At 43.3% G+C, this 23,560-nt stretch carries 21 protein-coding genes; 12 read left to right on the forward strand and 9 right to left on the reverse strand.

Going from position 1 to position 23,560, the window contains the following annotated elements; all coding sequences use genetic code 11:
• The first annotated feature begins 11 nt into the window (after window positions 1-11).
• The gene (locus H6550_05755) at window positions 12-1,382 is read left to right on the forward strand and encodes a pyridoxal-phosphate dependent enzyme (protein ID MCB9045623.1); all 1,371 of its coding nucleotides are present in this window, start codon (window positions 12-14) and stop codon (window positions 1,380-1,382) included.
• A gap of 73 nt (window positions 1,383-1,455) precedes the next feature.
• Here the strand turns inward: H6550_05755 and H6550_05760 are convergent, their stop codons facing one another.
• Window positions 1,456-3,168, reverse strand: a complete 1,713-nt coding sequence (locus H6550_05760; GenBank protein MCB9045624.1) for a T9SS type A sorting domain-containing protein — start codon at window positions 3,166-3,168, stop codon at window positions 1,456-1,458.
• A gap of 183 nt (window positions 3,169-3,351) precedes the next feature.
• Here H6550_05760 and H6550_05765 point away from each other — a divergent pair, with 183 nt between their 5' ends.
• Together H6550_05765 and H6550_05770 are read left to right on the forward strand one after the other, a co-directional pair.
• Window positions 3,352-3,708: a hypothetical protein gene (locus tag H6550_05765; GenBank protein ID MCB9045625.1), complete on the forward strand. Its 357-nt coding sequence runs from the start codon at window positions 3,352-3,354 to the stop codon at window positions 3,706-3,708.
• Window positions 3,708-4,487, forward strand: a complete 780-nt coding sequence (locus H6550_05770) for an ABC transporter substrate-binding protein (GenBank protein ID MCB9045626.1) — start codon at window positions 3,708-3,710, stop codon at window positions 4,485-4,487. The genes H6550_05765 and H6550_05770 overlap by 1 nt, the downstream gene beginning before the upstream one ends.
• On the opposite strand, the gene H6550_05775 is transcribed toward H6550_05770, so the two are convergent.
• Together H6550_05775 and H6550_05780 are read right to left on the reverse strand one after the other, a co-directional pair.
• Window positions 4,484-5,239 carry an acyl-CoA desaturase gene (locus tag H6550_05775; GenBank protein ID MCB9045627.1) on the reverse strand — a complete coding sequence of 252 codons (756 nt, stop codon included), beginning with the start codon at window positions 5,237-5,239 and terminating at the stop codon, window positions 4,484-4,486. The two genes, H6550_05770 and H6550_05775, sit on opposite strands and share 4 nt — an antisense overlap.
• 74 nt (window positions 5,240-5,313) lie before the next feature.
• The gene (locus tag H6550_05780) at window positions 5,314-5,640 is read right to left on the reverse strand and encodes a DUF4406 domain-containing protein (protein MCB9045628.1); all 327 of its coding nucleotides are present in this window, start codon (window positions 5,638-5,640) and stop codon (window positions 5,314-5,316) included.
• Between the two features lie 76 nt (window positions 5,641-5,716).
• Between H6550_05780 and H6550_05785 the strand changes: the two genes are divergently transcribed.
• Entirely contained in the window at window positions 5,717-6,088 is a 372-nt protein-coding gene (locus tag H6550_05785; GenBank protein ID MCB9045629.1) for a VOC family protein, read from the forward strand.
• Window positions 6,089-6,110: 22 nt separating this feature from the next.
• Here H6550_05785 and H6550_05790 read toward each other — a convergent pair whose 3' ends face one another.
• From H6550_05790 to H6550_05800, 3 genes are all read right to left on the reverse strand, one after another.
• Window positions 6,111-8,330, reverse strand: a complete 2,220-nt coding sequence (locus tag H6550_05790) for a gliding motility-associated C-terminal domain-containing protein (GenBank protein ID MCB9045630.1) — start codon at window positions 8,328-8,330, stop codon at window positions 6,111-6,113.
• Between the two features lie 106 nt (window positions 8,331-8,436).
• Window positions 8,437-11,208: a leucine--tRNA ligase gene (locus H6550_05795; protein MCB9045631.1), complete on the reverse strand. Its 2,772-nt coding sequence runs from the start codon at window positions 11,206-11,208 to the stop codon at window positions 8,437-8,439.
• A 168-nt stretch (window positions 11,209-11,376) separates the two neighbouring features.
• On the reverse strand, window positions 11,377-11,886 hold the full coding sequence (locus H6550_05800) for a hypothetical protein (GenBank protein ID MCB9045632.1): 510 nt from the start codon (window positions 11,884-11,886) through the stop codon (window positions 11,377-11,379).
• A gap of 36 nt (window positions 11,887-11,922) precedes the next feature.
• Here H6550_05800 and H6550_05805 point away from each other — a divergent pair, with 36 nt between their 5' ends.
• Window positions 11,923-13,062, forward strand: a complete 1,140-nt coding sequence (locus tag H6550_05805) for an FAD-binding oxidoreductase (protein MCB9045633.1) — start codon at window positions 11,923-11,925, stop codon at window positions 13,060-13,062.
• Between the two features lie 9 nt (window positions 13,063-13,071).
• Here H6550_05805 and H6550_05810 read toward each other — a convergent pair whose 3' ends face one another.
• Genes H6550_05810 through hemW form a run of 3 tightly spaced genes read right to left on the reverse strand, consistent with a single transcriptional unit; the run spans window position 13,072 to window position 15,784 of the window.
• A complete protein-coding gene (locus tag H6550_05810; GenBank protein ID MCB9045634.1) occupies window positions 13,072-13,737 on the reverse strand; it encodes a hypothetical protein in 666 nt (221 codons plus the stop codon).
• A 9-nt stretch (window positions 13,738-13,746) separates the two neighbouring features.
• Window positions 13,747-14,622, reverse strand: coding sequence for a hypothetical protein (locus H6550_05815; GenBank protein MCB9045635.1), 876 nt, complete (start codon window positions 14,620-14,622; stop codon window positions 13,747-13,749).
• Between the two features lie 34 nt (window positions 14,623-14,656).
• The gene (hemW, locus tag H6550_05820; protein ID MCB9045636.1) at window positions 14,657-15,784 is read right to left on the reverse strand and encodes a radical SAM family heme chaperone HemW; all 1,128 of its coding nucleotides are present in this window, start codon (window positions 15,782-15,784) and stop codon (window positions 14,657-14,659) included.
• A 93-nt stretch (window positions 15,785-15,877) separates the two neighbouring features.
• On the opposite strand from hemW, the gene H6550_05825 reads away from it, so the two are divergent.
• The 7 genes from H6550_05825 (at window position 15,878) to gldN (ending at window position 23,504) form a co-directional block, all read left to right on the forward strand.
• Window positions 15,878-16,426 carry a hypothetical protein gene (locus tag H6550_05825; protein MCB9045637.1) on the forward strand — a complete coding sequence of 183 codons (549 nt, stop codon included), beginning with the start codon at window positions 15,878-15,880 and terminating at the stop codon, window positions 16,424-16,426.
• Window positions 16,427-16,469: 43 nt separating this feature from the next.
• Window positions 16,470-17,342 carry a DUF4271 domain-containing protein gene (locus tag H6550_05830; GenBank protein ID MCB9045638.1) on the forward strand — a complete coding sequence of 291 codons (873 nt, stop codon included), beginning with the start codon at window positions 16,470-16,472 and terminating at the stop codon, window positions 17,340-17,342.
• A gap of 63 nt (window positions 17,343-17,405) precedes the next feature.
• Window positions 17,406-18,197 (forward strand): uroporphyrinogen-III synthase, encoded by a 792-nt coding sequence (locus H6550_05835; GenBank protein MCB9045639.1) that lies wholly within the window; start codon window positions 17,406-17,408, stop codon window positions 18,195-18,197.
• 537 nt (window positions 18,198-18,734) lie between these two features.
• Window positions 18,735-19,991, forward strand: a complete 1,257-nt coding sequence (locus H6550_05840) for an SUMF1/EgtB/PvdO family nonheme iron enzyme (GenBank protein ID MCB9045640.1) — start codon at window positions 18,735-18,737, stop codon at window positions 19,989-19,991.
• A 99-nt stretch (window positions 19,992-20,090) separates the two neighbouring features.
• On the forward strand, window positions 20,091-20,909 hold the full coding sequence (gene gldL / locus H6550_05845) for a gliding motility protein GldL (protein MCB9045641.1): 819 nt from the start codon (window positions 20,091-20,093) through the stop codon (window positions 20,907-20,909).
• A gap of 70 nt (window positions 20,910-20,979) precedes the next feature.
• Window positions 20,980-22,536: a gliding motility protein GldM gene (gene gldM, locus H6550_05850; GenBank protein MCB9045642.1), complete on the forward strand. Its 1,557-nt coding sequence runs from the start codon at window positions 20,980-20,982 to the stop codon at window positions 22,534-22,536.
• A 50-nt stretch (window positions 22,537-22,586) separates the two neighbouring features.
• Entirely contained in the window at window positions 22,587-23,504 is a 918-nt protein-coding gene (gene gldN / locus H6550_05855; GenBank protein MCB9045643.1) for a gliding motility protein GldN, read from the forward strand.
• Window positions 23,505-23,560: the final 56 nt, after the last annotated feature.

Consider the following 23,560-nt stretch of genomic DNA (forward strand, 5'->3'; position numbering starts at 1 on the left):
CAAAGCACATTATGACTCCTGACAAAAAGGTTTACGACAACATTCTGCAAACGATAGGTAATACGCCACTCATCAGGCTGAACAGGGTAACATCGACCCTGCCCTGCCCTGTGTATGCAAAGGTGGATTATTTTAACCCAGGCAACAGTATTAAAGACCGTATGGCGGTAAAAATGCTGGATGTTGCCGAAGAACAAGGCCTGATAAAGCCCGGAGGTACTATCATAGAAGGCACATCAGGTAATACAGGTATGGGGCTTGCACTAGCGGCTATACAGCGTGGCTATAAATGTATTTTTACGACCACTGATAAGCAGAGTAAGGAAAAAGCAGATATACTGAAGGCATTTGGAGCAGAAGTGATAGTGTGTCCTACGGATGTAGAGCCGGAAGATCCGAGATCTTACTATTCTGTATCGGCAAGACTGGCCAAAGAAGTACCCAACAGCTGGTATGTGAACCAATATGATAACCTGGCCAACAGGTTGGCGCATTATGAGCAGACAGGCCCCGAGATATGGCACCAGACGGAAGGTAAGGTGACTCACCTGGTTGTAGCTACAGGCACCGGAGGTACTATGACAGGTACCGGTATGTACCTGAAAGAGCAAAACCCTGATATTAAGGTATGGGCAATAGACAGCTATGGCTCTTTACTGACCAAGTGGCACCGTACCGGTGAGCTGGATATGAATGAAGTACATAGCTACATTACGGAGGGGATAGGTGAAGATTTCCTTCCCAAGAATTACATACGCGATGTGGCTGATCATTTTGAACAGGTAACTGACAAGGATGGTGCTGTAATGGCACGTAAGATCACGAAAGAGGAAGGTATATTTGTAGGTTATTCTGCAGGTAGTGCTATAGCCGGTCTGCATCAATTGAAAGACAGGCTGAAACCGACAGACCTTGTAGTTGTTATTTTTCACGACCATGGTAGCCGTTATGTAGGTAAGATATACAACGATGAGTGGATGCTGGACCGGGGATTCCTGGATGTGGAAACTGTCGGAGATCTGCTGGGAGGGCTTGGCCGCCGCAGGTTGGTGACAATAGATGAAGATGCTAAAGTAAGCCAGGCATTCGACCTGATGAAGAAGTATGATATTGAGCAGATACCTGTGATGAAAGAAACGCAAATAACAGGTACTATTACACAGATGGGATTGTTCAAAAAAATGATCGACAACCACGACGTGAAAGATTTTAATGTGGCAGATGTGATGGAAGCTCCGATGCCTGTAGTTGAAATGTCGTTACCATTAGACAGGCTAAGCAGTGCAATAGGTAAAGATAATGGTGCTGTATTGGCAAAAGACGATAGCGGCCAATACCATATACTTACGAAGTATGATATTATTAATGCATTGAGTAAATAATGCTTAAAACCTTAGAAATTTGGAATTAGTAAGCCCCCGTAATCTGCGGGGGCTCACTTTTTCGGGTATTTTATTAGTCTTTTGCCAGACGTTTCGTTACAACTCCATATTTGTGTTGGATGTTGACTATATATATGCCCGAGGAAATATTTGGTAAGACAATTTCAATACTGTTTTGTCCTGCAAGTACAGGCTTGTTCAACAGTGTTTTCCCGGTAAGGTCAATGATTGAAATCTGTGCGTCTTCATAGCTTATGTTCCATGAAACCTTTAATTTGTCATGGGCAGGGTTGGGAGCAATTGAGCATTCGTATTTGTCAGTAATGTTATGTATTGAAGCGGGGGGCGAGGTGTCAGCGTGGTAATTGGTATCCCGGAGTACCCACAATTCTATCCCGGTAGAATCGAACCATGCCGTGAAAAACATATTGTTATGACATACAACCGGGTCGAAACGACTGTCGCCGGACATTCCTTTTATGCCATATGGCTTTATCTTTTTTGTTCCGTTACTTGTTCCGTCGCTCACCCATAGGTCGGCATAAGAGGTGGTAGACGAGGTATCGTACGCACCGAAAAACAACTTGTTTGCATAAGGAGAAACAAACATCGGACTACAACCAAAACCGACCTGTTTACGGATGTCGTGTACCATGCGAGTGCCTGAGGTACTGCCGTCAGTAACCCAAAGCTCTTTACCATGCAAAGAGTCATTGGCAAAGAAGAATACGAGGCTATCAACCACATGCAAGTAGTCCAGTTCACAACCATACAGGCCGGGATAGATATCTTTGAGTTGTTTTGTTCCATTTGGTGTTCCGTCGCTGACCCAGAGTTCAAGATTGTTGATGTTTTGGTTGGAGATACGATTGACACCAAAGAACATCAGGTTGTTGCACACTGGTATTTTGTTATTTACAAGTCCGGCAGAACTTGGCCCGTCATAAATTTGTGTGCCGGTTACCGGATCAACTGCCATGTGCGTACCATTGGAGGTGCCGTCACTTACCCATAAGCTGCCATAGTCAGGCGATCCCGCGTTAGCAAAAAAGTACAACTTATTGTTGTATTTCGTAAGCATTCTCAGTCCGCTGGTTGCAAGGCCCGGACGAATGTCTGCAACCAGCTGCGTTCCGTTAGTAGTACCGTCGGTTGTCCATAGTTCATAACCTTGAACCTGTGAACCATTGGTCGCAATAAAATATACTTTGTTATTAATCTCTATGAAGGATGGATCGATATTAGGATCTTGTCCGTCTGGACCAGTCCATATATCTTTCAACATGACTGTTCCGTTTGCTGTGCCGTCCGACATCCATAATTCATTGCCATGAACCCCGTCATCGGCGTAAAAAAACAATTTACGGCCACTAACGAAGAAGTATGCGGGTCTTGAACTTCCGCTACCCGGGTTGATATCCTTCAACAGTACTGTGCCATTTGTATTGCCATCAGTCACCCACAGCTCATCGCCGTTTGTGCTAATTGCAGAAAAGTATACTTTGCCGTTATACCCGGTAAAACTCTTAGCTGCCGAAGAAGCCGTACCCGGAGCAATATCTTTGAGCAAGCGGGTGCCATTTACGGTTCCATCTGATATCCAGGGTTCATCTCCATAAGCAGAGTGCTGAGCCCTGAAATACAGTAGTGTATCTATGGCGGTCATGGCAATTGGTGACGACGCGGAAGAGCCTGGATTAATGTCCAGGCCTGTAAATACATATTGTGCATTGGTTGTAGTACAGGCGTAAAATGAGATGAAAAGAAGTGAAAAAAGTGTTCGCATAAAAGGTAGGTTTAATACACAATATAGGTATTATTTTTTACATGCATTTTGAGTTTGTGAGATAGCAACTTCGGGTTAATAATTGAGACATGTACAGCACAAAATGCTTTTGTATCCGTCTGCGCAATAGAAATAATGATGATTTAGCTACTTTCGTGGCTTGCAGCATAACCTGTATTGTAAATGAGTGAACCGTTTTATAAAAGAATGTGGCAGAAGCCACCTGTAGTTTTTCCTTGGATAGCAATATTTCATGTTGGGTTTTTATTATACCTGCTGTATGATAATATTGTTGACCCTGTTGGTGGTTTGATCCTTGTTCAGCCACTGATCATGCTGTTGTACACGATAAGCTGGCTGTTTGTATGCGATATGAAAAAATGGGCTGCCATAACCTATATAGGGCTTACAACGCTGAACCTTGCGTTACGATTTGTACTGACTGACCAGATGGACAAAGTATATTTTACTGATACGATATTTCCGGCAGATGCGCTATTCACTTTTTTTATCATGTTCTATTTTAGGAAATTTGAGTAATGCAGCGAACTGTAATAGACCAGATGGGACGGGAGGTAACGTTCAATTACTACCCGGAACGAATTATTAGTGTTGTACCATCTCAAACCGAATTATTGTACGACCTGGGGCTGGAGAGAGAAGTGGTGGGCATTACCAAGTTTTGTGTGCATCCTGATGAGTGGTTTCGTAATAAAGAGCGGGTAGGCGGGACAAAAAAGCTGGATATAGAAAAGATACGCTCTTTGCAGCCAGACCTTATCATCGCCAATAAAGAAGAGAATACACAGGAGCAGATAGAACTATTGGAAAAAGAATTTCCTGTATGGGTGAGTGATATTACCAACCTGCCCGGAGCATTGAATATGATACAGGCATTGGGCCAGGTGACAGGTATGGAGGGTAAGGCGAATAAGCTGGTAGAAGAGATAGTGCAAGGCTTTAACGACTTGCATAAAGCCAACACACCTAAAAGAGTAGCATATATGATATGGCGCAGTCCGTGGATGAGTGTCGGGAATGATACTTTTATACACAGTATGATACGTACTATTGGTTGGCAGAATATATTGGCCGGCAAGACACGCTACCCGGAAGTAACACTTGAGGAGCTCAAAAAGTATCAGCCGGAGCTAATACTGTTATCATCAGAGCCATTCCCTTTTAAGGAGCAACATATTACCGAGGTAAAGGAAGTATTACCTTATACAGAAGTAATGCTTGTTGACGGCGAGATGTTCAGCTGGTATGGCAGCAGGTTGAAGAATGCCGTTGCATACCTGCAGGAATTAGTTCGTTAAAAGTCCGTCTCGATAAACTCCGTTGGTAGTTTCTTTAGTTTGATAATGCCAACTGCATTGAACAGCCTGATAAAAGGATATACCGGGTCTAACTCATACTTGCGTACACCAAAGTTAGGGTGAGACGCACGCTTGTGGTGGTTGTTATGATAAGCTTCTCCCAGCATGATGACATCAACAGGCAGCAGGTTAACAGCTGTACTTTTTAGTTTGAAGTTTTTATAACCGTATTTATGAGCATACCAGTTGATAATAGCGCCGTGAACAGGACCTATCATAAGCTGGATAGGGAGTAAAAGCCATTGCCACCATGCGGTAGCGAAGTACACGTAAAATGCGGTACAACCTGCAGCCCATACTACACGTGGACCCCATCCATGTACAAAACGATCAAAGCTATCCCACGAAGGCAGGTTCTTTGTGAATCGCTCTTCTACCGGGAATTTATTGTCAAAAATATCGGTGTACATGGTTTTTGTAGCCCACATCATTGCAAAAACGTTTTTGTAATGCAGGGGAGAGTGCGGGTCTTTATCCGTATCGGCATAGGCGTGGTGCATGCGGTGCATCAGCGCATAGGCCCTGGGACTTAGGTATGAAGAGCCCTCCGTCAGCCAGGTAAAAATGTAAAAAAAGCGCTCCCAGCCTCTGCTCATAGTGAATGCACCATGTGCAGCATATCGATGCTGAAAAAATGTCTGGGAAAATAGTGACAGGTAGTGGTGTATAACGAAAAATATGATTACAGCCATACCGGCAAGAGATATTTAAAAATCAGTAATGGTGCGCAAAGATAGTATAATAATGTATTCAGAAGGTTGTAAAGTTATGCAGGAGATATTTCGCTAATATTATAATATACAGGAAGCCCTTTTGAAAGAACAAAGTCCCGTTCACGGTTGGCACCCGGGCTTTCTGCTATGAGTAGTATTGCTTCGCAACAGTCAATCACAGCCATGGATATCTTCATAATATCCTCGTAAGGTGTTTTTGTTTTTGATTGCCTGATGACCGGTAGTGCCGCGTTTATACCAATAAGAGGTGTATGGCCTATACTGAGTAAATGTGCTGCCGCGTTATTAAGTGCAGCAAGGTTTTCCTGTCTTTGTTCCTCCGTGTCAGCTGAGTAGGGTCCTGCAATACCAATGATCATAAAAAATGTTTGTACCTGTCAAAAATAACAAGAATAGTTCAGGGACATTTGATATTTTGGCACAAACGCACCAACTATGAGTAACACATTCCAGGGGTTGAGAACTGTTGTGTATATGATGCCTGACCTTAAGGCTGCAACCCGATGGTATACTGATATCCTGGGCATTGAACCCTACTTCAATACACCATATTATGTAGGGTATAATGTGGGTGGCTATGAGCTTGGGCTGCACCCCCAGCCTGATGAAATGGTTGCTGGTGATAATGTTTCAGCCTACTGGGGTGTTGATGACGTGCAGGCGACAGTAGATAAACTGATAGCTGCAGGTGCTACTGCACATGAAAAGCCTTCTGATGTTGGCGAAGGTATCATAATAGCATCGGTAAAAGACCCGTGGGGCAATGTGTTCGGGGTTATTAACAATCCCCATTTTAAACCAAATTAACAAGTAAAATTATTGCCTGTTATTATCGTAACAATAGGAAATCTCCTTTGTGTATTGTTTTATTTCCTAATACATCTGTGGTTTGTATCATGTAGAAGTAGGTATCCATACCCGATGGGATGGTTTTATATCTGCCATCCCATTTGTCGCCATATTTTTCGGTTTCAAACACTACCTGTCCTCTTCTGTTTACAACAAGGAACCTGTAGTATACAGGTTTGCAATCTAAAATAGGCCCTATTTTATCATTGAGTCCGTTACCGTCAGGAGTGAATGCGCTAGGTACAAATGGGTTACATTCGCAGGGGTAGAAGTCTACTTCAATATTGCTGGCGAATATACCGCACATATTGTGTGCCGTGACATGGTAGAATCCGGGTAATGTTACATTGTATTCCGGCCCTGTGGTACCATCCTGCCATACATATCTGCTATCAGGCAGTGACTGGGCAAATAGGGTGAGTGTACTTCCTTTGCAGACAGTAGTATCATTACCCAGCAGGAAGTAAGGAGACATATGTTTGATGCTGAAGCTGTCGATATCGTAACAAGGGCCTTTGAATGCGGTCAGCCAGAAAATACCGGAGGTATCGAGAGTAACAGACGGAGTGGTAGCACCTGTATTCCAGATGTACTTGTCAAAAGTATCAGCTACGGATATTGTTATTAAGCTACCGGGACAAACCGTTGTATCGGTAGGTAACATTACCTGCACATACTTTATTTCTACCTTAATAGTGTCACTTAGGGAACAACTGCCAAGAGTAGCTGTAACAAAGAATGTTCCTCCTGTTTGTACTTTAAAGGTGTCAGCAGTACTGCCGTCGCTCCAAAGCAGGCTTGTGCCTTTTGTGCCGGTGTATAAGAGTAAAGACTCATGCTCGCAGAGTGTTGTGTCATTTCCGAGCTTAAAGCTGAGGCTGTCAACAATAGCATATACCGTATCGTATGCTTTACACCCATTGTTGTCGGCGGTAACTACATATCTGCCGGAGTCGGAATAATTGGCGTTGGGTATAATGATATTGGGGCTTGTACTGCTGAAACTGCCGGGGCCTTTCCAATTGATATTTGTGCCGGGAGGAGTAACCTGGGTATATAGTTTTAAAGTGTCATTGATGCATACCGCAGTATCTCCATAAATACTTACCTGTGGTCCTTCGTTGACGGTGAGGTTTACACCATTATCAGCAGAAAGTTTTGATGGGTTTGAAGCCAGTATGCGCACCCTGTAACCTGTCCCCTGGGGTGTGTTGGCAGGTATGGTGCAACTGATAACACCGGGACCGGTAGCAGTAACAGATCCGATATTAACCGGGCTGGCAAAACTGCCCGTAGCATCGGAAAGCTGTGCGGTGAAGATGTTGCCTGTTTTGAAAGGAGAGGTAACCGTATAGTACAAAAGGAAATTATCGCCGGGGCAAAATGATGTTGGAGATATGGGTTGGGATATGGAGACCTCGGGAGTAACAATGGGTGTAGAAAACAGGTTGCAAAAGCTGTCCACTTCGTTCTGACTGAGTGCACGGTTGTATAACCTCAGGTCGTCAAGTACACCATTGAGCCAGTAAGGGAATGTAGCAGCCTGTGGACCGAATTTATAGGCACCTATCGCAAGAGCATCTGTAGTTGATCCTATGGTGCCGCTGCTTATTGCAGTAGTAGCTTTCAGAACACCATTTACATACAGTTTGTATTGTGAGCCATCAAAAGTTCCAACCACACAATACCAGTTTTGAGTGACTATGGTCGGAGTATATTTTCTCGAGTTTAATGCGTTAACTTCGGTTACATTGCCTGCATTGGTCATAAACACTTCTTTTGAAGTATCCAGGAGGTTACAATTGCCATTGTCGTATATGTTATCCATATAGCACAAGCGATAATAGCCTTGTTGAGGCTCTACTCCTCTTGCAAGAATAACATTTACCTGGCAGACACCTGTATAATAACCTGTTGGTTTGATCAGTGCGCAGATACTGTATTGATTCATGTTCAGGTCGCTCTGGTAGGGGACGAACACATAACTATTAGTGCCGTTGAATCTAGCAGCAGTATTGGGAGCGCCGGCTTTGCCATTGGTGTAGTTGATATTATACGCAGTACCATTATGTCCATTCCCGGAAACATCATTGGTATTGCTATTAAAATCCCAATGCGCAACCAGGCCATTGTTTAGTTGGGCGTCAACAGTAATCGTGATCAACATAACTGATAGGATAGTAAGTAAGCGTACCATCATGGAGCATAATTTACATGCAATATACACAAAAGCTATATGGCGGTATTTTCGTTCAACGGGAGTGAGGTTTGGTTCAACGAAATGCCTTTTTGGTCAAACAAAGGAGTTATACCACAACATTGATCATTCTGCCGGGCACATAAATGAACTTTTTCAGGGTCTTGCCTTCCATCCATTTGATAACGGTCTCGTTGGATAATACCAGCTTTTCTATTTCACTGATGTCCATATCCAGTGGAAACTCCATTTCGGCCCTTGCCTTACCGTTAATAGCTACCGGGTAGTTCTTGCTGTTCTCCTTCACATACTTTTCTTCGTATTGAGGATAAGATGCATCTACAACACTAGTTTCGTGTCCGAAGCTATGCCATAGTTCCTCCGCAAAGTGTGGTGCGAATGGCGCTATAACTACAGCCAGGGGCTCCAGTATGGCTTTCTTATGGCAGTTGAGCGATGATAATTCATTCACCGCTATCATAAACTGGCTTACGGATGTATTGAAAGAAAAACGTTCAATATCCTCACTTATCTTTTTGATGGTCTTGTGCAGTACTTTCAGTTCTGCATCAGTAGCTGCTTCATCCGTAACTATCCAGCCTTGTTGCTCATCGTTGTAGAGGCGCCACATTTTTTTCAGGAAACGGTGCACGCCTTCTATGCCTTTGGTGTCCCATGGCTTGCTCACGTCTATCGGGCCAAGGAACATCTCGTACATACGGAACGTATCCGCACCGTATTGAGCAACAATGTCGTCAGGGTTCACCACATTGTATTTGCTCTTCGACATTTTTTCCGTCTCACTTCCGCAAATGTATTTACCGTCTTCAAGTACAAACTCTGCATCTGCATATTCGGGCTTCCATTTTTTGAAAGCTTCTGTATCCAATACATTGCCATCCACCATGCTTACATCAGCATGTAGCTTGTCGGTTTTGTGGTCACCTCTCAATCCGTATGATACAAATTTGTTGGTGCCGTGTATACGATACACAAACCTCGAGCTACCCTGTATCATTCCTTGGTTGATGAGCTTTTTGAATGGCTCGTCAAAACCTATATGCCCAAGGTCGTGCAGTGCTTTGGTCCACATACGGCTGTACAGCAAATGCCCAACAGCATGTTCCGTACCACCTATGTATATATCCACAGCCTGCCAGTAGTCGGTGGCTTTTCTGTCTGCAAATGTTGCATCGTTATGTGGGTCCATATAACGCAGGAAGTACCAACTGCTGCCTGCATAGCCCGGCATGGTGTTGGTCTCGCGCTTACCGTCAGGTGTGTTCACCCAATCGGCAATGTTGGCCAATGGCCCTTGTCCTTCAGGTCCCGGTTTGTAACTGTCCACATGCGGCAGTTCAAGAGGCAACTCTTCATTGCCCAATTCGTCGCTTGTGTATGGCACACCCTCTTTGTATATGACAGGGAATGGCTCTCCCCAATAACGCTGACGACTGAATCCCGCGTCACGTAGTTTGTAGTTCACTTTTGCCTGACCTATGCCTTTCTCTACGATTGCTTTAATGGCTGCAGCTATGGCTTCGCTAACAGGTTTGCCGCTCAGGAAGTCGCTGTTCTCTATCGTACCACCCTTGTCGCTGTATGCTTCCTCTCCGTTGTACTTGTCGCCAAATACATTGGTGATGGAAATGTTGAAGTGCTTGGCAAATGCATGGTCGCGCTCATCACCACTCGGTACCGCCATGATTGCTCCTGTACCGTAGCCTGCCAATACATATTCCGATATCCATACAGGCACATCATTACCTGTGAATGGGTGAGTTACATACGCACCTGTGAAAGCTCCTGTTATCTGCTTTACTTCAGCCATACGCTCACGCTCGCTACGGCTCTGCACGTACTCTATGTATTTTTCCACTTCCGCCTTTTGTGCTTCTGTGGTGATACTGTCCACCAATTCATGCTCAGGGGCAAGCACCATAAAGTCCACACCGAATATGGTATCGGGGCGAGTGGTGAATACTTTTATTTCAGAGTTGCTGTCATTTACGTTGAAAGTTACTTCCGCACCCGTGCTCTTGCCTATCCAGTTGCGCTGCATTTCTTTCATCGCATCTGTCCAGTCCAACTTGTCCAAGCTGCTCAACAACCTTTCAGCATATTCCGTTATGCGCAGGAACCACTGGTTCATTTTCTTTTTTACTACCGGGTGGCCACCACGTTCTGATACACCATTTACCACTTCGTCGTTAGCCAATACGGTACCCAGTGCTTCGCACCACCATACTTCGGCATGGCTTAGGTAAGCCAGGCGATATTGCATCAATATGTGGCGCTGAGCGGCAGGTTTCATTCCTTTCCAATGTGCGGCGTCAAAATCCAGGGTCTCGCCTTCCGGGCATGGGTGGTTAGTATTGCCCTCCTGCTCAAATATGGCCGTCAGTTCATTAATCGGCCTTGCTTTTTGCTGACTACGGTCGTACCAGCTATGAAAGAGCTGCAGGAATATCCATTGTGTCCATTTGTAATATCGGGGGTCGCTGGTGCGCACTTCGCGGCTCCAGTCGTAGCAGAAGCCAATATTGTCTAACTGCTGGCGGTAGCGGTCTATGTTCTGTTCGGTAGTAACAGCAGGGTGCTGGCCTGTTTCCAGCGCATATTGCTCGGCGGGCAGACCAAAGGCGTCATAACCCATAGGGTGGAGTACGTTATATCCGCTGTGGCGCTTGTAACGGGCCAGTATGTCCGACGCTATATATCCCAAAGGGTGGCCAACGTGCAGCCCCGCACCGCTGGGGTAGGGGAACATGTCCAGCACATAAAATTTAGGCTTGTCGCTGTTATTGCTAACCTTGTAAACTTCCTTGTCCTTCCAGTATTGTTGCCACTTTTGCTCTATATCGCGGTGTGCGTACTCCATGATCTGTTATATCTGTATTGTAAATCGGAGGGCAAAAATACAAAACAGATAGTTGTGATACGAAAATGGTTTAGAGACAGATGAGTCAGCCACTTTAGTGCTACATACAAAAAGGAGTATCAGTATTTTCTGATACTCCTAAAGCAGTATATTAATGTTAAACTGCTGTTACTCCAAAACTACAGCGTCTGTGCCCCTGTATTCGTACTTAGGTGGGTCGTAGTTGAAGAAGAAGTTCATTTTATATGCTGTGGTACTGTATTCCTGTTTGCCCTTCTTTTTCATTTCTATGGGGAATACCCACATTTCGCACATGTTTGAGCGCATCTCAAACGGGCTGATATAGTACACGGCTGCATGATTCTTTTTTACTTCCTCGGCCAGCATTTTGCCATTGCTGTCTATATCGATGTATACAATGTTGTAGCCATTTGCAGTGTCCGGAACATTTTGCAGCCATTTTTGCTTCGCTATGTATATGGTTTTTGTTCCTTCCTCAATACGGCCTTCGGCGGCAGCTTTCAGTTCCCCTTCAGTTCCTTTTGCCAATTGGTTGATGGCGTATTTTTGACAATCACTGATTTGCCAGCCTTCAAAAGGTCTTTCTTTGCTTGTTTTCTCATCTTGCGCTGATACCACACATGGTAAGAACAGCAGCGCGAATAACAATTGTTTCATGCTGCCAATTTAAGACAAAGATCTTTACTTTGTATCATGTTCAGCTACTGGGAGCAGCAAAGCTTTTTCAAATACGACCATATTGTGATAGGCTCAGGTATTACCGGGTTGAGTACTGCTATTGAGTTAAGGGCAAAATATCCGCATGCAAGTGTTCTTGTACTGGAGCGGGGCCTTGTACCCGCAGGGGCCAGCACCCGAAATGCGGGGTTTGCCTGTATGGGCAGTGTTACAGAGCTTCTTGACGACCTGGAAGTGATGAGTGAAGCTGAGGTTGTCGGGCTGTTTGAACAAAGAAAAAGAGGATTAGCTTTATTGCGCAGCAGGTTGGGAGATGAGGCTATAGGTTACGCTGAAAATGGCAGTTATGAACTGATAGACGCAAATGCAAAAGAAGCGTTAAATCATATTGATTACCTGAACGGCCTGTTACTGCCGGTTAATAATAAGCCATCGTTCCGCCTGGCGAATGAACGTATAAAGTCATCAGGTTTTTCTGAGAAATATACCGAGGCACTGATAGAAAATACCTGTGAAGGGGAACTGAATACAGGTATGATGATGCGTGCATTAGCTGCACATGCAATAGAATATGGTGTTGAAATAAAAACGGGCGCACGTGTTGCAGGTTATGAGGAAAAAGAAGACGGTGTTTTGGTAGTCGTTGAAAATACAACAGGTATTGAGCCTTACCTGCTACGCTGCACAACCCTAAATATTTGTACCAATGCTTTTACAGGTCTGTTACTGCCCGGCGAAGACATAATACCAGGCAGAGGGCAAGTGTTAGTGACGAGACCAATACCTGGTCTGAAATTCAAAGGTATCTACCATTTTGACAAAGGGTATTATTACTTCAGGGAAATTGATGGCAGGATATTGTTGGGTGGCGGACGAAACCTGGATTTTGAAGGGGAGAGAACAGGAGAAGCTTTCGTTACAGAAATGATACAGGAAAATTTGGAGCAGAAACTGAGAGAGGTGATTATTCCAGGCGTTGATTTTGAAATTGAAAGAAGATGGGCCGGTATTATGGCGTTCGGCGAAAATAAACAGCCCATTATAAAGGTTTTCTCCAACCGTGTATTCGGGGCGTTCCGATTTGGCGGCATGGGAGTAGCGTTGGGAAGCCGTGCAGGGTATGAACTGGTGCAACTACATGATACATATAGGTAGGGGAGTGTTCTATTTACCGGCTTTGTATATCCATTGGAGTAAAGGCTGTACCCATTGATGGTAGGGTTGATACAGGAACCCGTGGCCATTACCCATATGCAGTTCCAACTCTTCAAAACCTTTTGTACATTCTTTGTTCTCAAGGAGTGTTTTGCATGAGCCTGCCCCGTCTGAAGCTTCGAATATCGAGTAGAAATTACCGCATATCTTTTTGTCGGCATAGTTGTCAGCAGTGCCGTCGTGGCACATACCCATAATGGCATAGTTGACATTTGCATTGCCTAACTGCATAGCTATGTCAATGGTGATATATGCACCTGCTGAAGCTCCTACAATCGTTATATTCTTTGCAGGTACACCAGCCTGTAATAATTTGAGCACCTGAACGGCTGTTTTTGTTGCATATTCATGTGCCTCTGCATTCCTGGGTCTAACCTCACTTATTACCGAAAAGCCGTTTTTGCTGAAAGTATCCAGTATATCGTTATACAAATATTTGCCGTAGGTCTGACTGACCGCATTGGCACCTTGTTGTTGTACGATGGCTCCATGCAGGTAAAAAAGATATTTTTTATCCTTTTTTATTTTGGTTGGAATGTTGATGGAAATACCCTGTCCAGATGCATTTGCGAATACGAACAGAAGCAGTAATATGATTAAAGCCGATTGTTTCATTTGTGATCTTTATTCAGCTGTTTGCAGCACTTTGTCTGCTGCTTTTATTCTATCAGTCAGTTCGGCAATATCTTTAGCTAAAGTGTTTTCGGGCAGTGGCCCGCGACTGTATCTTGAACCATCGTTAAAGTAATTGCTGCCAAATTCCTGTTCGCAAAGGTTCATGTATTTTTCACGTTGTTCCCGGGTCAGTCGTTTCCCGTACACATAAAATCCTTTACTGCTCAGATCAAGGTTCAATGGCTTGTCGGGGGTAGCAATACCGTCTTTTATCAGCTCCATGTAGAAGCGCAATTCGCCATTACATGTGAGTCTTAAAAAATGAAGTTCTGACTTAGATACCTTGCGGAAATCAGAAGCCGGATCAATCATTGCCAGGACACTTATAGGGTTTATATTATTCATGTTGTAAGAGCCATACTTGCTCAAAGGTTCATGTAAGCTATATACAAAGCGGATCCATTTTTCTGCATAAGCCGTTCTCGTTTCTTCAGGAATATTAGTATTGCCACCGTTGCTGTTGCCTTCGGTGTTTATGTATACATTATACCAATCCATGTCGCCGTCATGTACGTATCCATCTATTAAAAGGTCTACCCAAATGTACTTAGGGTTTCCTTGCCGGAACATTGTATCACTTATGGCAGACAGGTATGCTTTGTCGTAGCAAACATCAGCTGTTTTTATTTTATAGTTGTTGTCGTCTTTCAGGTGTGCTGCTGTGGTGCTCCCAACTCTGAATGAGTATACTTTTTGCGATTCTTGTTTCTGAGAGTGGTTTGCTGCCAGGGATGATGCTTTTGTAATGCTCATGGTCTGGGCATCGGTTCTTACCGGTGAGCAAAATGCAAGTGTAAGGCTGAGGAGGATCAATGGTTTTCTCATAAGGTTATTATTTCTTTAAAGTTAGAAATAATTATCATACAAAAAGCTCTCCCGCAATATGATCAGCAAATAATTTCCCCTCTCGTGTAAGCAACAGGGTATGATCGTCCAGGATCATATTATGTTGTTCAATGTACTGCTGTGCTTTATTGTGAATGTGTTGACGGAATTCATTACCCCATTTTTTCGCAATCGTTTCAAGGTTCAGCCCCCATGATGTGCGCAAAGAAGTCATGATATACTCATTAACCTGCTGTTCAGAGGTGAGTATCTCCAGCTCAAAATCAAGTTGTTTATCCGATAGAATGCTTTTAGTGTATAAGGCATTGTTGGCTATGTTCCATTGACGAGAGTGACCATTGAATGAATGTGCTGATGGCCCGATGCCCAGGTAGGGTACACCCAGCCAATAGTTGGTGTTGTGCAACGCCCTGTGACCGGGACGTGCGAAGTTGGATATCTCGTAATGTTCAAATCCCATTTCCTCCGCTTTTGCCATCAGCATTTCAAACTGGTGTGCCGATTGTGCAGGATCGACAGGAGCTGATTTATATGTTTTGATCTTGTGATGGAGTTGTGTATTCTCCTCCACTGTCAGCGCATAGGCAGATAAATGTGGGATGTTTAACATTTGTACTTGCTTCAAGTTTTGCTGCCAGTTTTTATCTGTCAGTCCGGGTGTGCCGTATATCAGGTCGATAGTTATGTTTTCATAACCGGCGTCCTGTACAGCCTTGATGGCATAATCAGCTTCCCGGGCATTGTGAGCCCTGTTCATATACTGCAGGTCGCTGTCAAAAAATGACTGTATCCCAATGCTGAACCTGTTGATCCCGGTATCTCTGAGGCTTTTGATGTATTGTTTATCCAGGTCGTCCGGGTTGGTCTCTATCGTGAATTCTTTAAGGTTGTCGATATTGTAGTGTTTCCCTATCGTTTCAGTAAGTTTTTGTATCTCATTGGCTGTAAGCAGCGATGGGGTTCCTCCGCCCAGGTATATGGTTTCTACAGGTTGTGCTTGCAGGTATGCTTTCTGCATTTCAATTTCCGTCATTATTGCTTCCAACAGCGGAGCTTTGAGTTTCAAGGATGTGGAAAAATGAAAGTTGCAATAGGAGCACGCCTGTTTGCAAAATGGTATATGAACGTATATGCCTGCCATAATATTGGGCAAAATAACATCAATTAACAGCTATGAGGAAAACATCTTTCGGGGAATAGCCTTATTTTTTTATTTTAGTGCTGATATAGGGATATGATACACAAAGTATTTCTGGTTTTATGTTTCACCTTTATGGCCTATTGTGGTTCTGCCCAGGGGTTGCAAAACTTCGACTTCTATTACGGACATTCCCAGGTATCGCAGGAGGCTAAAGAGTATTATGCGCATTTATTTGACGTAAATTCTAGTAACAAAGCTTACTCAATATTGGATAGTGTTTTTACTCAAAATGACGAAACAAGGCCGTTCTATATTTTTCTTATCTGCCGTATGCTGAAGGAGGCTCGCGGTGAAATGTTGATAGAACTGAATATCATTTGCAGACATGCAGCTGAGATGTACCCTAACTCGCTGATACCTGTACTGTATGCAGGTAAGAATTATGTTGACGAGGACGTAAAGGATTTGTGGGCCAGCCGCATGGCTACGGAAATAAGGGTTACCTGCAATGGTGAGCTGATGAACTGTTTCAAGGATTCCAGGAGTACTGCATTACAACATTGCGACACCTACAATAAAGGCAGGTTAGAGTCTTTGTATAATTTTATTCGGAAAGACCTGAACCTTTTTCAGCAACGATAAGAAAAAGTTCCGCAACAGTACTAATTTTGCAAGGGGTAAACATATGTCATTGTCCAGGTTTTTTACACTTATTACAGCGTTTTTATTGTGGTCGGGTATACTTACTGCCAAGGTAAATGTATTATCCTATGATAGCAGTATTGTTGTGAATACAACTGCCATCAACAAGGCAGCTATAACAGCCACTGACAGTATGCTCAGGGCCAACCCGATGCTGTCACCTGATCGTTTTACGGCCAGGGAACAGATGCGGTTATTTTACGATAATACCTTTGACTTTTATCTTGTACTGGTGCTCGTACTTCTTTTTGGCATTATGCGTTTTGCCAATCCCAGGTATTTCCAATACCTGTTAAGGGCCTTCAGAAGCCCATCGTTCAGCAGCCAACAGCTAAAAGACCAGATAGGAAACTCCGGGCTGCCTAATTTGCTCATGAATGTCTTTTTTGCGGCATCGGCAGGTGTATACGTATATTTTATCTTTAAGTTAAACTTACCCCAACGTTATGCTATATACAGCCCGTCTTTACTGATAACCATACTGATACTCAGCTTCCTGGGACTGTATGGCGCAAAATATGCGGTGATGCGTTTTAGTGGTTGGGCGTTTAATGTACGTGTTATTATTAGTCATTACATGTATAATGTATTCCTTATCAATAAGATCATCTCAATTATATTATTGCCGTTTATTGTCTTGCTTGCCTTTGCTCAGCCCGCTATTGCCTTACCTGCCATGATCGTGTCATTATTCCTGGTAGGTGTGTTGTTCGTCAACCGTTACATCAGGTCGTGGCAAGTGCTGGGTTCGTTTTTTCAGTACAGCAAATTTCATTTTTTTGCGTACCTTTGCGCTTCCGAATTATTGCCTATGGCATTATTAACGAAGCTATTGATACGCGGAATGTATTATTAATTAATGATTTATATAGGCGATAAGTAAATAATTTGTTCAAATCAACCCGTTACGAAACCCAATATGGCAAAAGTAGAACGCTCAGTAAAAAATAACGGTAAAAAAGAACTCAAAATAAGCAGGGTACTCATAACACAACCCCGTCCTCTTACAGATAAATCCCCTTATTTTGATTTAGCCAAAAAGTATGGCTTACAGGTTGATTTTCATCCTTTTATAAAGGTTGAAGGAATCGAAGGGAAAGAATTTCGCAAACAAAAGATTGATATTGCGGAATATACCGCAATTGTTTTTGCCAGCAGGAAGGCTATTGACCACTTCTTTCGTATTTGCGAAGAATTGAAAATCAAAGTGTCGCAGGATATGAAATACTTCTGCAGCACCGAAGCAGTGGCATTGTACCTGCAAAAATTCATCTTGTACAGGAAGCGTAAGGTGTTCTTTTCGGCTGATGGCAGTGCAGACGGATTGCTGGAAGTAATAGCCAAACACAAGAACAACGAAAAATTCATCGTTCCTACATCTGATAATGGTAAGAATGAAATAGCTCAGTACCTTGCAGATGAAGGGGCTAGCTATACCGAGGCCACTTTGTTCAGGACATTGTCTAACGACATATCGCCCGTAATGAAGAATGAATATGATGTGATTGTTTTTTACAGCCCAAATAGTGTTCAGACCTTGTTTGATCATGACCCTTCATTCAAACAGAATGGCACTATGATCGGTGGTTTCGGACCTACAACATCTAAAGCCATAGAGGATGCGGGCCTTACTTTGAATATAAAGGCACCTGCACCTAATGCACCGTCAATGATAGCCGCCCTGGAGCTATTTCTGGACGTTAAGAAGTAAAATAAATTATTGTTGATAACATCGAAGCCCGGCCTTAATAGGCCGGGCTTCGATGTTATGGTACGCAGGCATTGTTGAGTGTGATACAAAAGCGCAAAGAAGGCCTGTGATTGTCATTTTTGAGGTATTTCGGGGCTTTTAAGTACGGGCGATACGATTGTTTGCCATGTAACCCTGATCCGGGGTCGTTTCGGGAGGAAATCCTGTTAAATCATCGCGTTAACGCGTATAAAAAGGAGGATGTTTGATAAGCCTGATATCAGTCGTTTACAGGTATGCAGGACATGAATTATGTGCTGCAAAATGATGCAGGGTATAAACTTGATCAGGAAATGTTGAAAAATTAGTTATAAAGTATTGCTTGTTAATTGTTTTTTCGCCATATTTGGCAATCGCAATTATTAACAATTTTTTTTTTTGAAACTTGCATTTTTGGAAAAAACTTTAAATATTGTGCATCGGTTGAGATGCTTACTGGCTTCTTAACCAAAAATTTACTTTATTTGCCTAAACGCAAAAAAAATTAACAAACGTAGTATGAAACAACTTTCCCTGAAGATCTCAGCTGTAGCGTTACTTGCATTTGCTGCAAGCTGCGGAACACCCGGTAATGGTGGTCAGCTGGTAGGAGAGCCAAACGTGTTGAACTATAAGGCGCCCGTTCCGCTTGGTATGGTTTATGTTCCGTCAGGAGTGTTTAAAATGGGAGCAAGCGACGAAGATGTTCGCGGAAAGAATGACGCGATGATACGCACCGTTCAGATGCCGGGCTTCTACATGGACGCAACTGAGATTGCTAATGCTGAGTACCGTCAGTTCACTAACTGGGTTAGGGACTCCATGGCACACGTACAGCTTGGTGATTTTATAGACCTGGATGACGGAAGCCAGCAAGTTGATATGAGAAAGCGTATCAACTGGAAAGATGTTGATCTGCAGGATCAGTTGGCAAATTTCTATATTCCTGCCGAAGCATCAGGCTGGGGTAAGAAAGAGTTTGACAATTCAAAACTGATCTTCCACTACGAAACATACGATTATGTTTCTAACGTAAATAGCCCTGCACAGGCACGCACAGAGTTTCAACACAAGTTTGATATTCCTGTATATCCTGATACGACTGTATGGGTACGTCAATTACAGTATTCATACAATGAGCCGATAGCTCTGCAGTATAACTGGTTCCCTGCATTTGACAACTATCCAGTTGTTGGTGTGAACTGGCACCAGGCAGTAGCCTTCACAAACTGGAGGACTACGTTATGGCGCTCTGAGCGCGAGAAGTACAAACAGTATTTCGAGGGTAAGTTCCAACTGCCTACGGAAGAGCAGTGGGAGTACGCAGCTCGCGGCGGACGCACAGAGACTCCTTATCCATGGGGTGGTCCTTATATAGTTAATAAGAAAGGTTGTTACCTGGCTAACTTTAAGCCTCAACGTGGTAACTATGCAGCCGACGGTGGTTTGTATACTGTACCTGTTGACCGCTACTGGCCTAATGACTTTGGCCTGTATAATATGGCTGGTAACGTGTCTGAGTGGACTGCCACTACATACTTCGGTACAGCTTACCAGGTAGTTTCAGATCTTAACCCAACAGTTAGTTATGAATTACAGGAGAATGATCCACAGTGGATGACACGTAAAGTAGTGCGTGGCGGAAGCTGGAGAGATGTTGCATTCTACCTGCAAAATGGTACCCGCGATTATGAATTTGCTGATACAGCTAAAGCTTATATAGGTTTCCGTTGTATCTACCCGCAAATCTATGGTGCATTAACTAACAGGCGTTAATTTATAACATCGATTAGTGACAGAATAAAGTGTCGGCAATATTGCAGGCAATTAAAGTGAAACAATATTTATTTTATCAACTCTTAGAAAAATTATAAAATGGGTTCAGTAGCACTGTTTTTCGAAACCAAAAGAGGTAAATACATTAAGAACTTTATCATTGGTCTTGGTGCGTCAGTAGTACTTTTAGGTGCATTGTTTAAAATTCAACACTGGCCAGGTGCCGGTCCGATGTTGACAGCAGGTATGTTGACAGAGGCTTTCATCTTTGCTATGCTGGGTGTTTTACCTCCACATAAAGACTACTACTGGGAGCGTTTCTATCCAAACATTGATGAGAATCCTCACGTTGAGGCTTATCGTAAAGGAACAAAATTTGATTCAGCAGCAGGTAAAGTATCTCCGGGTGCGTCATTAGATAAAATGATGGAAGATGCCCAGATCACTCCTGCTAATATCAGGAAACTGGGAGATAACTTCCAAAGGTTTGGTGCTGTTGTAGATCAGATCAAAGATATTACTGAAGTTACCTCTGCTACTAACGAATATTCTCAGAGCGCCCGCGATGCTGCACAGGCACTGGGAGAAATGAAAAATACTTTTGTTGGAGCGAGCAACACTATGCAGTCTTTCAACAATGCCGCAGATGATACAGCTAAATTCCATGAGCAAGTTCAGGTACTGTCAAGGAACCTGGGTTCTCTGAACCAGATATATGAAGTAGAATTGCAGGATGCTAACAATCACCTGAAAGCTATGAATAAATTCTATAGCAACCTGGTGAATGCATCTGATGCAATGGCTTCAAGTGCACAGGATGCGGTAGCTGCTAAAGATCAAATATCACTGTTATCTCAGAACCTGACCACATTGAACCAGATATATGGTAACATGCTTGCTGCAATGCAAGGAAGGTAGTTCTGTGTATTAGTTACGCAGTAAAAGTTGAAAAGAATTATTAAAATAACCTTAGAAAAATTATAAAGGGATGTCTATACCTAAAGAGCCGCGGCAGATAATGATCAACCTGATGTATCTGGTTTTGACCGCTATGCTGGCACTAAACGTATCGTCCGAGATCCTGCACGCCTTCGAGGTGATCAATCAAAGTATCACCTCGTCAAACAAAGCGATCGAAGCTAAGAACGATGTTTTGTATGAGGGCTTTAACACACAGGAAAACCAGGAAGGTCAACGTGAACGCGTAAAACCGTTTAACGATAAGGCTAAAGAAGCTAAGGCTGCTGCTCAGGAGATGATCAAATATCTGGAAGAGTGGAAAGACAAGGTAATTGTTGAAGCCGGTGGTTATGAAGATGATGGCGAGATCAAAAGAAAGGACAACATCGATGCCAGTACACGTTTATTGGTTGAATTGAAAGGTGGCGATGAATTAAAAGGTAAACTGGAGACTCTTCGTGCCAAGTTCCTGAGCCTGGTTAACCCAACTGAAAGGGACAGGATGGCAAAAGATTTGCCGATGAAGGTTGCTGAAGTAGATAAGACAGACAATAACCCGCAGGGCGACTGGTCTACAGCTTACTTCTACAATATGCCTACAATGGCCGTTGTAACATTGCTTGCGAAATTCCAGAATGACGTAAGGAACAGTGAAGCTGCAATTATCAATCAGCTTGCAAAAGAAGCAGGTGATATACAGGTGAAATTTGATGCCTTTGAAGCGATAGCTGTACCTTCAAACAGTTATGCATTGGAAGGGCAAAAGATCGAAGCTAAGATCCTGTTAGCTGCCTATAACAAAAGTATTGATCCTAAAATATCAATTACTGCAGGTGGCGGTGCTATCAAAGAAATAAAAGATGGTGTTGGTCAGTATGAAGTTACTGCTTCCGGTATCGGTCAGAAAACTGTGAAAGGCCGCGTATCTATTGATCTGGGTGGTCGTGTAGAAGAGAAAGAGTTCTCTTTCGATTATATGGTTGGTTCTACCGGTGCCTCTATCCAGCTGGATAAAATGAACGTATTCTACATTGGTGTTGACAACCCGATAACTGTATCAGCTGCGGGTTATTCATTACAGGATATCTCTGTGAATATTGACGGTGCTGATGTTACTGCAAATAGCCAGGAAGGTATAGGCCACTACATAGTGAAAGCTACCAAACCTGGTAATGTAATGGCTAATATCAACGCTAAAACTGATGGTGGTGTTAAGAAGGTTGGCGCTATGGAAGTACGTGTTAAGTACATTCCTGACCCTGTAGCTGAAGTAGGTGGAAAGTCTAATGGTGCTATGCCATCCAGTACACTGAAAGCTCAGATAGGTATCGTTGCTGCGCTTAAGAATTTCGATTTCGATACACGTTTCGTAGTGACAAGCTATGAGATGAGTATGATACCTAAGCGTGGTGAACTGCAAGGACCGTTTACCGAAGCTAGCCCTTATCTGAACAAGAACAAGGACATAATAGAATTGATAAAACGTGCTAGGCCGGGTGACAGGGTTTTCTTTGATGATATCAGAGCGAAAGGACCTGACGGACGCGTCCGCAAACTTAATGCCATTACGTTTTTACTAATTTAGATTTTTTGTAACTTTAAGGTTAGATTATTAAGCAAATCATTACAGGAATTATGAATATCCTAAGAACATACAAATTAGTCGCTACTACCGCATTGGTAATGTTTGGTGGAGTCGCATTTGCCCAGGACAATTCAATGAAGGACATCCAGTCTCAGTTTAACCCGATAGACGCGGTTAAAGATGGATGGCAGCCTTCGCTGGTAAGAGACGGTGCATATGACAGAGTGGAACACCCGACGAAGATACTGAACTGGCAACCACTGCGTGAGAACGACGTTATGTGGAAGAAACGCGTATGGCGCGAAATAGATATTCGTGAAAAGCAAAATATGGCTTTCCGCTATCCCGGTGATGATTATACCGGTGGTGGTTACTTCATTGAGATCATTCTGGATGCAGTTAAAAAAGGCAAAATTAAAGCTTATTCTAACATAGATGAGCGCTTTACAAATGCCTTAACTAAAGACCAGATACTGGAGATCATGATCGGTACTCCTGACACTAACTATGTTGAGGATCCGTTTACAGGTGAGATCAAAGTGGTTATCACAAGCCGTGAATTTAACCCCGATATCGTAACCAAATACAGGATCAAAGAAGATTGGATATTTGACAGGAACCTGGGTAAAATGGTGGTACGTATCATTGGTATTGCCCCGATAAAGGATATCATTGACGAGAATACCGGCTTGTTCCGTGCTTCTCAGGCTGTGTTCTGGTTATACTACCCTGAGATAAGGCCAATGCTTGCACAATATGAGGTTTTTAATCCTGAAAATGATGTTGCACGTATGACATGGAATGACTTCTTTGAGGGCAGGTTCTTCTCAAGCAAGATCATTAAGACCAGCAATCCTTTCGATATGAGCTACAACAACAGGGGTATGTCTCCACTGGAAGCTCTGTACGAAGGTCAGAAAGCATCTGAAATGTTGTTTAACAAAGAACATGATATGTGGGTATACTAATTGCCTGCTTAACGATAAGAAAAAGCTGCTGTATCTTTACAGCAGCTTTTTTATTG

Source organism: Chitinophagales bacterium, assembly GCA_020636495.1.
GTDB lineage: Bacteria > Bacteroidota > Bacteroidia > Chitinophagales > Chitinophagaceae > UBA5543.

What these genes read in the sequence shown, in the direction of transcription:
- H6550_05755 (MCB9045623.1), top strand. Translation starts at nt 12, where the DNA reads ATGACTCCTGACAAAAAGGTTTACGACAACATTCTGCAAACGATAGGT.
- H6550_05760 (MCB9045624.1), bottom strand. Translation starts at nt 3,168, where the DNA reads ATGCGAACACTTTTTTCACTTCTTTTCATCTCATTTTACGCCTGTACT.
- H6550_05765 (MCB9045625.1), top strand. Translation starts at nt 3,352, where the DNA reads ATGAGTGAACCGTTTTATAAAAGAATGTGGCAGAAGCCACCTGTAGTT.
- H6550_05770 (MCB9045626.1), top strand. Translation starts at nt 3,708, where the DNA reads ATGCAGCGAACTGTAATAGACCAGATGGGACGGGAGGTAACGTTCAAT.
- H6550_05775 (MCB9045627.1), bottom strand. Translation starts at nt 5,239, where the DNA reads ATGGCTGTAATCATATTTTTCGTTATACACCACTACCTGTCACTATTT.
- H6550_05780 (MCB9045628.1), bottom strand. Translation starts at nt 5,640, where the DNA reads ATGATCATTGGTATTGCAGGACCCTACTCAGCTGACACGGAGGAACAA.
- H6550_05785 (MCB9045629.1), top strand. Translation starts at nt 5,717, where the DNA reads ATGAGTAACACATTCCAGGGGTTGAGAACTGTTGTGTATATGATGCCT.
- H6550_05790 (MCB9045630.1), bottom strand. Translation starts at nt 8,330, where the DNA reads ATGATGGTACGCTTACTTACTATCCTATCAGTTATGTTGATCACGATT.
- H6550_05795 (MCB9045631.1), bottom strand. Translation starts at nt 11,208, where the DNA reads ATGGAGTACGCACACCGCGATATAGAGCAAAAGTGGCAACAATACTGG.
- H6550_05800 (MCB9045632.1), bottom strand. Translation starts at nt 11,886, where the DNA reads ATGAAACAATTGTTATTCGCGCTGCTGTTCTTACCATGTGTGGTATCA.
- H6550_05805 (MCB9045633.1), top strand. Translation starts at nt 11,923, where the DNA reads ATGTTCAGCTACTGGGAGCAGCAAAGCTTTTTCAAATACGACCATATT.
- H6550_05810 (MCB9045634.1), bottom strand. Translation starts at nt 13,737, where the DNA reads ATGAAACAATCGGCTTTAATCATATTACTGCTTCTGTTCGTATTCGCA.
- H6550_05815 (MCB9045635.1), bottom strand. Translation starts at nt 14,622, where the DNA reads ATGAGAAAACCATTGATCCTCCTCAGCCTTACACTTGCATTTTGCTCA.
- hemW (MCB9045636.1), bottom strand. Translation starts at nt 15,784, where the DNA reads ATGGCAGGCATATACGTTCATATACCATTTTGCAAACAGGCGTGCTCC.
- H6550_05825 (MCB9045637.1), top strand. Translation starts at nt 15,878, where the DNA reads ATGATACACAAAGTATTTCTGGTTTTATGTTTCACCTTTATGGCCTAT.
- H6550_05830 (MCB9045638.1), top strand. Translation starts at nt 16,470, where the DNA reads ATGTCATTGTCCAGGTTTTTTACACTTATTACAGCGTTTTTATTGTGG.
- H6550_05835 (MCB9045639.1), top strand. Translation starts at nt 17,406, where the DNA reads ATGGCAAAAGTAGAACGCTCAGTAAAAAATAACGGTAAAAAAGAACTC.
- H6550_05840 (MCB9045640.1), top strand. Translation starts at nt 18,735, where the DNA reads ATGAAACAACTTTCCCTGAAGATCTCAGCTGTAGCGTTACTTGCATTT.
- gldL (MCB9045641.1), top strand. Translation starts at nt 20,091, where the DNA reads ATGGGTTCAGTAGCACTGTTTTTCGAAACCAAAAGAGGTAAATACATT.
- gldM (MCB9045642.1), top strand. Translation starts at nt 20,980, where the DNA reads ATGTCTATACCTAAAGAGCCGCGGCAGATAATGATCAACCTGATGTAT.
- gldN (MCB9045643.1), top strand. Translation starts at nt 22,587, where the DNA reads ATGAATATCCTAAGAACATACAAATTAGTCGCTACTACCGCATTGGTA.